Annotated in this window: 4 protein-coding genes and 1 pseudogene; all 5 read left to right on the top strand. The window is 42.0% G+C overall.

The window, feature by feature from the left end; translation table 11 throughout:
* The coding region (locus CVP05_RS10645) for a hemagglutinin repeat-containing protein (RefSeq protein ID WP_100289554.1) at positions 1-8,871 on the top strand (8,871 nt) is incomplete at its 5' end.
* On the top strand, positions 8,868-9,245 hold the full coding sequence (locus CVP05_RS10640) for a hypothetical protein (protein ID WP_100289553.1): 378 nt from the start codon (positions 8,868-8,870) through the stop codon (positions 9,243-9,245). The genes CVP05_RS10645 and CVP05_RS10640, both read left to right, overlap by 4 nt.
* A gap of 14 nt (positions 9,246-9,259) precedes the next feature.
* Positions 9,260-11,200 (top strand): annotated as a pseudogene (locus CVP05_RS10635) (hemagglutinin repeat-containing protein); the annotation flags it as partial.
* Complete coding sequence (locus CVP05_RS10630) at positions 11,190-11,546, top strand: hypothetical protein (protein WP_100289551.1); 357 nt, start codon at positions 11,190-11,192, stop codon at positions 11,544-11,546. The pseudogene CVP05_RS10635 and the gene CVP05_RS10630, both read left to right, overlap by 11 nt.
* Before the next feature lie 267 nt (positions 11,547-11,813).
* Positions 11,814-12,359 (top strand): hemagglutinin repeat-containing protein, encoded by a 546-nt coding sequence (locus CVP05_RS10625; protein WP_165773154.1) that lies wholly within the window; start codon positions 11,814-11,816, stop codon positions 12,357-12,359.
* Positions 12,360-12,362: the final 3 nt, after the last annotated feature.

Here is a 12,362-nt window from a genome sequence, read left to right as displayed (position 1 = left end):
AACACCGGGCGTATTGAAGCAAAAACACAAAATGTCCACTTACAATCCCGCGCAGAGATTAAACAAGACGGCAGTGTCATCGCGCGCACAGGCGAAGTCAACGCCAAAGCCCAAACCACCCTTAGCCAACGTGGTGAAACCATCGCAAAAGGCAAAATCAGCTATAAAGCCGCAGATGTTAACACAACCCAATCTTCACTGATTGCCGCCGGTGTCACCACAACACAAACAGACAAAGGCGAAAACCGTCAGTTAGACCGCCAAACCCAACAAGGCTCAGCCGTTGATATTCAAGCAGATAATCATGCCCAACTTGCCGGCCACAATATTGCCGCAGGCACGCTCAATATTGCCGCCCAATCAGTGAATTTAGATAATAGCCAAAACAATGCGCATGATATTCATCTTCAGGCTCATTCTGGCAATATCCAAGCGGATAATAGCCAATTAAGTGCGGTGGAAAATCTCCGAATTTCTACCCCGAAAACCCTTTCGACACAGCATAGCCAACTGAGCGCAAATCGTATTCAAACCACACAGCAGGATTTAATCACAAAAGGGGCAACCTGGAAGCAAACGGGGACAGAGGATTTTCGTTTAAGCGGTAAATACATTCAAACTCAAGGCGCAACATTGAGCACCCAAGGCCGTTTTGTCATACAAGCAGACCACCTCAACAACGAACAAGGCATATTATTCAGCGAACAAACCTTATCCATAACAGGTGATAAAATTAATACACAAAAAGGTCAACTCATTGGCCAGGATGTGTTATTACAAGCTAACACAACCAATAATGACTCCGGATTAATTTATGCCAAAAATCATCTTGATTTAACGAGCGCTCACCAATTAAGCAATCAACACGCCCAAGACAAACAGCAAGGCATTATCGCGCAAAAATCGTTGACCTTACATAGCCAAGCCTTAAGCAATACACAAGGCTATATTTCCGCTGGGGAGCAAGCTACTTTCCATGTTGCACAAATTGACAATCAGGCAGGGAAAATACGGACAGACGGCCCATTAACGCTCAATAGCCGTCAAGTGACCAATAATCAAGGTGTGTTATTTAGCCAAAAAAATATGCAACTGGCGGTTGATCATCTCAGCCAACAACAAGGCCACATTGAATCTGAACAACTCACATTCAAAGGACAACAGCTTCATTCCTCCGAGAAAAGTGCCATTATTGCAAACCAGATAGATATCACAACGGCGCAACAATTAGCGAATATTGACAGCCAAATCATTGCTGAACAACAAGCCAATTTCCGTACTGGTGGACAGCTCAATAATCAAGGGGGAACCATTGCAAGTCGAGAGCAGGATTTAACCCTCCATACCGCCCAACATGCCTTAAACAACCAACAAGGTAAATTAATTGCCAGCCGGCATTTAACAGTGGAAAGCGGAGAGTTCACCAATGACGAAGGGACAATTTTTGCCCAAAATGTCATGATAAATACCAATCAGCAATCCCTCAAAAATCGCCATACGCTTAATGCCAATCGGAATCAAGGCATTTTAGCGCAAGATAAACTCCAGCTGAATTTAGGGGATTTAGATAATCAGCAAGGCTTAATTTCCAGCGATAATCAATTAAATATTCAAGCAAAACAACTGACCAATCAGCATGGGCAATTGCGAAGTCAAGGTGTGGCTAACATTGAGGCGACAGCATTAATCAATGATCATGGTCATGTGCAAAGCGCAAGCGCATTACAGCTTATCAGCCAAACCATTGCCCAACAAAACGGTGTCATAAATGGGAAAGCGCTCCAAATCAACACGGCTCAACTCAACTCCCATCAACACAGCGAAATCAGTGGTGAAGATGTCCATATTGACACAGCCCTACTCGACAATAACCAAAGTCATATATTGGCTGAGCAAACATTAGACCTTAATGCGCGACAAGGCATCAAAAACCAACAAGGCACTATCGCAAGCCTAAAAGGAAATGCCCAAATAAACACGCAGCAAACCGCCCTCGAAAACCAGCAAGGCACGCTATTTGCTAACGCGCAATTAACTCTCAACACGGGTCATATCAACAACCAGCAAGGCACAATTCGCGCGCAACAACTGACTATCGACACTCATCAACAAAGTATTGATAATCGCCAAACCCTTGCGGATAACACAAAAGGTATCATCGCAGAGGATTTAACATTACACAGCGCAGCACTCAATAATGCGCAAGGTCGTGTGATTGTCAAAAATCAAGGCACGCTCATCACCGATAGCTTAGATAATCAATCAGGCGAAATCCTCATGAAACATCAAGGCGATATTCACACCAAACAGACCAACAACGTTAAAGGAGTCATCGCCACAACAGAGGGAGATCTTAAACTCCATACCGCCACAACACTGCAAAATCAACAAGGCACAATCACCAGCAAGGGGCATTTATCCCTTGAAAGTGCTGGCCTCGATAACCAACAGGGTATGATCGCGGCAAACACGCTAGATCTTAATAGCCTTAAACAGACGCTATTCAACCAGCAAGGTAAAATTACAGCGCAAGAAAGTGCGGTGTTAAATACGGGAGAAATTCACAATCAACAAGGCTTGATCCGAGCGGATAAACAATTAACCCTCGATGCGCATCAGCACAATATCCATAATCAAAATACACAAGGAAAAGATCAAGGCATTGTGGGACTTGGGCAAATTGTCTTACAAAATATTACCGCACTTTCTAACACACAAGGCTTCATTTACGGTAAACAAGGGCTAGATATTGTCGCACAAGACAGTATTCATAATGCACAAGGCGTACTTGAAAGCGACAATCGTCTTACCTTGTCTGCCAATAAATTGGATAACCAGGCTGGTACAATTCGTGGTCAACACGCCTCCCTGCGTGCAGAGCATATTGATAACCGCGCAATATCTCAACAAGGTTCATTAATTATTGGTTCGCAAACCTTAACCCTAAACAGCCAACATATAGACAATCAAGGGACAAAAGCCAGTGCGAGCGAACCGCAACAAGGCATTCAGTCTCAGCAGCTCAATATTCACACTGATACCTTATCCAATCAACAAGGCGGAATATATAGCGGTGATACAGCACATATGACCGTCACCGCGCAATTAAACAACCAACAAGGGGAGCTGCTATCCGCCAACCATCTCACCATTGAAGATAAAGGACAATTAACGCTCAATAATCAAGCAGGGATTATTCAAAGTAAAAACGCCCTTTCTATCAAAGCGAAAACCCTTGAAGATGAGGGCAAAATCAAAACACAAGGCGATTTATCTATCGGCCTAATAGACAGTTTTACCTTAAATCAGGCATTTGAAGTGGGTCGTAATCTTGATTTCCGTACGGAAGGAGATTTCCAAAATAACACGTCATTAGTCATCGGCAATAAAGCACTCATTTCGGCAAAAAACATCAATAATACGGCCTCTGCAGAAATTTCCGCAGAATATACCGCACTTTCTGCCAATACGCTCACCAATCGAGGGTTAATTGATGGGACGAAAACCGTGCTTCACACCCAACAGTTAGACAATATCGGCACAGGGCGAATTTATGGCAATCATTTATCCATTCAAGCCAAAACCCTCAATAATATTGCCGAAGAAAGCAATAATGAAACCAAAGCGGCCACCATTGCCGCGCGAGAACGTTTAGACTTGGGCGTAGGCACATTAACCAACCGCGATCACGCTCTTATCTTCAGTGTCAATGAAATGGCGATTGGCGGCGCTTTAGATCAAAACGGTTATGCTATCGGTAAAGCTGATTTTATCGATAACGGCAGCGCCACAATCGAAGCCCTTGGCAAAGGTTGGATCAATGCAAGCCGATTGTTGAATCATGATATTCATTTGAAAACGGGGATTGATGAGCAGAACGAAAACTATAGACTTTATGCCAGACAATATACCGAAAACGGGTTGCAAATGATGACCGATTGGTATCGCGAGGGCGAAGAGTATGATGGCAAATGGCATCGGTATAATGGGCATAAATCAGGCCATACACGCTTTTTATTCCACGATAAAACAAAACAGGATCCAAAAGCATTTTCACACGGACAACACGATTTTTGGCATGAACGAATTTTTAATCGCAATACCAAAACCACCACAATTGAGCATGCTGATCCAGCAAAAATATTGATTGGCGGTGACTTGGTATTAGCCGGTGAAAGCCAACATAACCAATACAGTAAATTATCAATTGGTGGCAGATTAATTCTAAATGACCAAGTATTTACACAAAATGATGAAAATCAAAATGTTGGTTCATTAATTAACGAAGATCTCATCGGCTATATTGATACCCATGATGTAGGGGATTTTAAACGTTATTACTTCAAAAGAGAACCCACTAGAGGACGTAGATGGAGCCATAAAAACTTTAGAGAGGTGGATATTCATAATAAAATTGATGAAACATCTCAAACACCATTTTTCTTTAAATTGGATTTAAACCCTATTGGGCAATCCATTAAGGAAGGATCGCAAAAAACCATTGAAGACAAATTAACCACTCAAGATGTTAATCTCAATACCATTAAGATTATTGCGCCGACAGTGCGTAATCTTAACCAAACTTCACTTCTTGCGCCTGAAATCCAAGAAGCGAAACCGATTGATGTTCTTGCGACCCCAACGCTTGATGAAAAAGACAAAAATACTATCGTTAGCTCAGGACAGGTGATTGGCACGTTAAATACCCAAATTGATAATTTAGATCAATTTAGTGAACTTAAGATGCCTGTCATTAAAACCCATTTGGCCGATATTCGCTTACCGGATGCGAGTTTGTACAAAATTAACCCAAATACACCAAACGGTTATTTAGTCGAAGTCGATCCAAGATTTACCGATCGCCAACAGTGGTTAAGCTCTGATTATATGTTTAATGCCCTACGCTATGATCATGAAAACCAACATAAACGCCTTGGCGACGGGTTTTATGAACAACGTTTAATCAATGAACAAATCCATCAATTAACCGGCCGTCACCATATTGCGGGTTATAAAAATGATCTTGAGCAATATAAAGCCCTGATGAATAGCGGGATAGAATATGCGAAAAAATTTAACCTCACACCGGGTATTGGTTTAACGGCACAACAGATGTCAGAACTGACTACGGATATGGTGTGGTTTGTAAATAAAACCCTTACTCTCGCAAACGGGCAATCTATCACCGTATTAACCCCGCAAGTCTATTTAGTCGCACGGAATACGGATATTCATGCACAAGGCGCGGTTATTTCGGCCAATCAAATTATCGGCAACGTCGGCAATGTAGAGAACAGTGGCGTAATTGCAGGACGGAAATTAACCCATCTGAATGCCGAACAGTTCACCAATCGAGGGGTGGTCTTAGGCGATTCGGTGGATTTATCCGCGAAACAAACCTTAGTGAATCTCGGTGGACGTATTGAGGCCGTTGACTCTTTGGCGCTTTCTGCGGTGAAAGGCATAGAAATCGGCTCTACTTTATCCCACGCTCAAGATAAAGCCGGACATTTTTCCCAAACGCTGCTTGATCAATTAGGTTCGGTCAATGTCACTGGCAAAGGCGGCAAACTCACAATTTCTAGTCAGGAAAATGTGTCCATTAAAGGGGCGGAGATTAATAGTCAAGGCACAGCCCATATTAGTGGGAAATCTATTGATATCAATACATTAACCACAAAAAATAAAACACATTATATTGGTGATGCCAATAATTATTATCGCCTTGATCAAAAATCAGAAGTCGGTTCAACCATTCAATCAAAAGAAGGAATTAAATTAATTGCAAATAATGATGTTAATCTACGTCAAGCAACGGTAAGCAGTGAAGACAGTTCCGTTTTAGTTGGTTCACTAAATGGCAAAATCAATATTGAAGCCGGTCGAACAGAAGAACAACTGGCTACAGGCAGAACATGGACACATCGAGGCACGGTAAGTAAAACCACAGATATTCATCGCTATAAACACGACATCCAACATGCCGAAGGCAGTCAGATTGATGGAAAAAATGTCGCCATTATTGCCAACAAGGGGGATGTGAATATTAAAGGCTCCACTGTGGTGGGTGAGGAGAAAACCCAAATTGCAGGGGAAAATGTCTCCATTTTGTCAGATACGCACTCCCAATTCCGAGACGAATTCAAACAAACCCGCAAATCAGGCCTGATGGGCAGTGGCGGTATTGGATTTACCATTGGTAGCAAAAAAGAGCGTATCGAACAGGATAATCGACAAGAAAGCGCCGCCCACAGCCAAGTAGGCAGTTTAACCGGCGATACCCATATCCTTGCCCGTAAACATTATCAACAAACGGGCAGCATTGTGAGTTCACGGGATGGCGATGTGAATATTTTAGCCGAAAGTGGCAAGATTGAAGCCGCCCGCTCTGATTATGAAAGTAACTACAAACGCACCACTGAACAGAAAGGGCTCACTATTTCGTTAAATGTGCCTGTGGTGCAAGCGATTCAAGCGGCTGCTTCCGCTGCGAAGTCTGTGCAAAAGGTTGGCGAGAGTAAAAACAATCGTATCAACGCGATGGCTGCAGCAAATGCGGGGTTTGAAGCCATGCGCGCGGCAGAGCAATTAGCCAAAGCCACCGAAGCTATCGGAAACGGAGCGCAAGGCATGAGCCAAGGCGTGAGTGTATCGATTACTTATGGTCAGCAAAAATCTGTAGAAACGCGCCATAGCGAGGGCAACCAAGCGGAGAAAAGCCAAATCAATGCAGGCGGCAAGGTCAATATCCAAATGGCGGGCGCAGGCAAAGACTCTACCCTCACCATTGCGGGTGCGGACATTGGCGGTCAACAAGGTACTAAACTGAAAGCAGAAGGCAATATTGATGTGTTAGCGGTAGATGAAAACCATCTAGAGCGCAGCACCAATAAATCCTCCGGCTTTAATGTGGGTGTAGCCATTGCGTTCCAAAATGGAGTATCTGCCGGTATCACGGCTGGCGCAAATGTTGCTAAAGGCTATGGCAATGGCGACAGTCAAGCTTGGGTGGGAAGCCAAATTGGCAGCCGAACAGGGAAAACCGAGATAGAAAGCGGGGAAACTGTGAATATTAAAGGGTCACAGGTCTTAGGACACAAAGTGAATTTAGTCGCAGATAACTTGAATATCGAAAGTCTACAAGACACTGCGCGTTATAAAGGCAAACAAATGAGCGCTTCAGGACAAGTGACCGTAGGTTATGGTTTCTCTGCCAGTGGCAGTTTTAATCAATCTAAGGTGAATTCCGATTATGCCAGTGTCAAAACTCAAGCGGGGATTTTTGCCGGTGATGGCGGTTATGATATTGAGGTGAATAAACACACCGACCTTAAAGGCGGGTTAATCACCTCTAGCGATAAAGCCGAAGCGGAAGACCGTAATCGCTTTAGTACGGGGACCTTAAGTCATGAGGATGTGGGGAATCATTCAAGTCACTCTGCAAATGGATTTGGGTTAAGTGGTGGTGTCACGGTAAGTGGCGGAGAAGCGCCACAAGAATTAGGCGGTGTAAAACTACTAGAAGTTGGACAAAACCATCAAGATGGCGGCGCAAAAGTTGAGCTAGGCGGTGTTGCGGGTGTCGGCTCTCAAGGCAATTGGGGTGTCGCTAAAGGTCTAGCTACTGCCCTTTTGGGACAGGTCAGCGACAAAGGCTCAGACAATAGTGTCACGACTTCAAGTATCAATACGCACAATATCCATATTCGAGATGAACAAGCACAACTGGAACTCACCGGAAAAACCGCTGAAGAAACAGCACAAGCCATTTCTCAGCCAAATTCTCACCGCACTTTAGCACAAGCGGATGTGGAAAAAATTAAATCCGACTTAGAACAAAACTTGGCTATCTCTAACGAGTTTGTTAATAAGGTGTCTGAGATAGGTGATGAAATTCATTATCGTATAGAAAAGAATGAACAAAATATTTTTGTGAAAGAAAAAAGAGAAGCTGGCTGCCAAAGCATTGAGTGCATACAAGAACACGCTCTTGACGTCAACAAACTGGACGTACCTAGAACCAAAGAAGAAGCTGAAAAGCTGGCTCGCATGTATGCTCATGGCATTTTGAACAAAGATGATAAGAGTAGAACAATCGGGGCAATTCAATATGGCGGAAAAGATTATCTCGAAAACGATGTATTAGTTGTCAGAAAACCTTATACCTCTATCAACGCAGAATTAGGTTTCACTGTGCTTGAACGCTTTAGAGCGGGCTTAGATATGCCGTCAGTATTTGGCGCATCAAATGCAAGCAAAGAACAAGCTAAAGTATGGGGCCTCCTAGAGGAATATAATAAACAAAATCCAAATAACCCAGTCGACCTCAAACATTTAGCGCACAGTTTGGGCGTATCAAGCACCAAAAATGCAATGAACTGGGCGGCTTATAAAGGCATTACGCTCGACAATACCGTACTTCATGCCAATACCGTTGGAACGTCTTATCCTATGCGTAATAGTACCATTGGTGGCACATTATCTGGCGGATTATACAACCAGGGTTATACCGAAAAAGCAGCCAGCCTATTTAAATCAGGAACTATTGAATATGCTGTCGCACCTAGAGACACCGTTGCCACTGGCGCCAATCTTCCTTTTGTGCCGGGTGCATTAAGTTTTGGTATTGGTAACACTAATACGACGGGAAATAATTTATCGGGTATCCCGTTAGTAGGAATAGTTACAGGGGCTCATACAAAGGCTTATTATAAGGATGAAGAGGTTATTAAATTTCTTACGCCAGACAGAGAGCAATACAATAAGATTACAAATTATCAACAAGAAATATGGGGGAAAATTGGTCCTAAAACAAAATCAATTTATTTTCAAAATGGAAGTGTCATAAACAATAATGAGGTGGTTAAATGATAACTAAACCACTAATTTACGTCACTTTATTATTATCAGGATGTTATTTAGCAAATGGGTCTCCATCCTCTGTTAATTTTTGGATAAAGAATAATAAAAAGATCTCATTTAAAGAAATTGTGAGTTGTGAAAAAGGCGCATATGCTTCCTTAGGAAAAAGAAGTTTACAGCTATATAACAAATTTAGAAATGGGGATCATTTAAATAATGAAGAAAATAAAGAGCTAAATAAATATGACATGCAAGCTACATTTTTAGTTAGGCAGTGCTACTATGATCTAGGCTACCGCTTTAACGCACCAATACATTGGTGCTTAGCACAAGACGGTGATAATTCTAGAATTTGTGTGGAAAATATGAAGTATCGAAAATAGGCTAAATGAAATGCAACACCAATAAATCCTCCGGCTTTAATGTGGGTGTAGCCATTGCGTTCCAAAATGGAGTATCTGCCGGTATCACGGCGGGCGCAAATGTTGCTAAAGGCTATGGCAATGGCGACAGTCAAGCTTGGGTAGGAAGCCAAATCGGCAGCCGAACAGGGAAAACCGAGATAGAAAGCGGGGAAACTGTGAATATTAAAGGGTCGCAAGTCTTAGGACACAAAGTGAATTTAGTCGCAGATAATCTAAATATCGAAAGTCTACAAGACACCGCGCGTTATAAAGGCAAACAAATGAGCGCGTCAGGACAAGTGACCGTAGGTTATGGTTTCTCTGCCAGTGGCAGTTTTAATCAATCTAAGGTGAATTCCGATTATGCCAGTGTCAAAACTCAAGCGGGGATTTTTGCCGGTGATGGCGGTTATGATATTGAGGTGAATAAACACACCGACCTTAAAGGCGGGTTAATCACCTCCAGCGATAAAGCCGAAGCGGAAAACCGTAATCGCTTTAGTACAGGAACCTTAAGTCATGAGGATGTGGGGAATCATGCAAGTCACTCTGCAAATGGATTTGGGTTAAGCGGTGGTGTCACGGTAAGTGGCGGAGAAGCGCCACAAGAATTAGGCGGTGTAAAACTACTAGAAGTTGGACAAAACCATCAAGATGGCGGCGCAAAAGTTGAGCTAGGCGGTGTTGCGGGTGTCGGCTCTCAAGGCAATTGGGGTATCGCTAAAGGTTTGGCGACTGCCCTTTTGGGGCAAGTCAGCGACAAAGGCTCAGACAATAGCGTCACGACTTCAAGTATTAATACGCGCAATATCCATATTCGAGATGAACAAGCACAACTGGAACTCACCGGAAAAACCGCTGAAGAAACAGCACAAGCCATTTCTCAGCCAAATTCTCACCGCACTTTAGCGCAAGCGGATGTGGAAAAAATTAAATCCGACTTAGAACAAAACTTGGCTATCTCTAACGAGTTTGTTAATAAGGTGTCTGAGATAGGAGATGAAATTCATTATAAAGCGGAGAAAAATGAAGATTCACTCTTTACCATAGAGAAAAAATCAGCAGATTGTAATCATCTCTCTTGTTTAGATTTCAAAAAAGACAACTCTCAAGAATTAAAAGCATTAATTTACGGTGAGGAAATCTTGACCGAAGAGCAAGCTAAACGTCTCAGCAAAATTGCAACAGCGGGAATGTTAAATTTAGATAGAGAAAGCAAAACTGCTAGTGCGATTTTATATGATAAAGATTTAAATTCGATAGATGATACTGGTGTTATTCTAAATCGAGGCAGTGCCGGTCTTGCCAATGAATTTATCTTTACCGTGTTTGAACGCTTAAGAGCGGGGGCAAATATGCCTGCCATATTCGGCGCTTCTAATGCAACTAGAGACCATGCTCAAATAGCCAAAAAGTTAGAAGAGTATAATGCCTATGCCAAACAACACAATAAGCCAGTGTATGATTTAAACCAAGTTGCCCATAGCTTAGGGGTTTCCGGTAATAAAAATATGCTGAATTGGTCTGAACATTTAGAGCAATCTTATCCAAATACAAAAGCCAATTTCTTACATCTAGGTGGCTCTTATCCATCAGAGAAAATCCATACACAAGCTAAAAACGCCTTTAAAGAGGTAAGTACTGAATATAGCGGTGTGGAGGGCGATTTTGTTTATCAAGGCACGCCATTATTAAGAAATATTGGATTAGGTATGATAGGGAATAATCCGAATGCTATACCGAATAAGGACTTAGGTTTTGGGGAAGCACATTCGGATGCTAATCAGAATATTAATAATTTGAAGTTTATTTACAGAACGAGTAATAAAAGAGAACTAGAAAAATGGGTAGAAACTGAAAACATTCTTAAAAACATTCATATTAATGGAATCAAAAATATTAATACTGTCAAAGAGGGGAATAATGAAAAATAGTTTTTGCATTATATTAATTTTGTTTTTATTAAATGGGTGTATTGTAATTGATTTAATGCCATCTTACTCTAAAACATTTAATGAGGATATTTGGGTAGATAAAAAGACAGGAAAAGCATTGTCTGACACTGACTTTAATCAATGTAGACATATATCTATTATAGGTTTCAAAACAAAAAAATCCCCCTCAGGGCTCACACAATTTTTAAATGAGAAAGATGAACAGAAATCTAATGATATATATGCTAGTTGCTTACAAAACAAAGGGTATATTTTTAATGCAAGTTATAAATATTGTTATAAATTTAAATCTACTTGTGAAAAATATAATAAATATAGAAAATAGGCACCTCCACCCATAAAGTATAATATTTAAGAACCGAGTTAGATATGCGCTCAGTATTGTCTATATATTCTGAATATATATTTACAGCTCCTTTATACTGGTGTTTAGCTCAAGATGGAGATAACGTGAATATATGTATAAGAAATATGAAATATAGAAAATAATATTCTGACAGTTTTATAAAATGGTAAGCGAATAAAAATCGTCTTGATGGCAGTAAAAAGGATATATCAAGCAGCGGTTTCAACCGCGAGGTCAGCTGAGAAAGTGTACACAAGTAAAAACAATCGTATCAATGCGATGGCTGCAGCAAATGCGGGGTTTGAAGCCATGCGCGCAGCAGAGCAATTAGCCAAAGCCACCGAAGCCATCGGAAACGGAGCGCAAGGAATGAGCCAAGGCGTGAGTGTGTCGATTACTTATGGTCAGCAAAAATCCGTAGAAACGCGCCATAGCGAGGGCAACCAAGCGGAAAAGAGCCAAATCAATGCAGGCGGCAAGGTCAATATCCAAATGGCGGGCGCAGGCAAAGACTCTACCCTCACCATCGCTGGCGCGGACATTGGCGGTCAACAAGGCACGAAATTGAAAGCAGAAGGCAATATTGATGTGTTAGCGGTAGATGAAAACCATCTAGAGCGCAGCACCAATAAATCCTCCGGCTTTAATGTGGGTGTCGCCATTGCATTCCAAAATGGAGTATCTGCCGGTATCACGGCGGGCGCAAATGTTGCTAAAGGCAATGGCAATGGCAATGGCGACAGTCAAGCATATCAATTTGCAGCAGTATTAATAGAAATACAAGATTTCTAAGGG

This window comes from Conservatibacter flavescens, from assembly GCF_002795425.1.
Lineage (GTDB): Bacteria > Pseudomonadota > Gammaproteobacteria > Enterobacterales > Pasteurellaceae > Conservatibacter > Conservatibacter flavescens.
This window is presented reverse-complemented; position numbering and strand designations above follow the sequence as displayed.

Coding starts and splice junctions, on each gene's coding strand:
- CVP05_RS10630 (WP_100289551.1), top strand. CDS start 11,190: ATGAAAAATAGTTTTTGCATTATATTAATTTTGTTTTTATTAAATGGG.
- CVP05_RS10640 (WP_100289553.1), top strand. CDS start 8,868: ATGATAACTAAACCACTAATTTACGTCACTTTATTATTATCAGGATGT.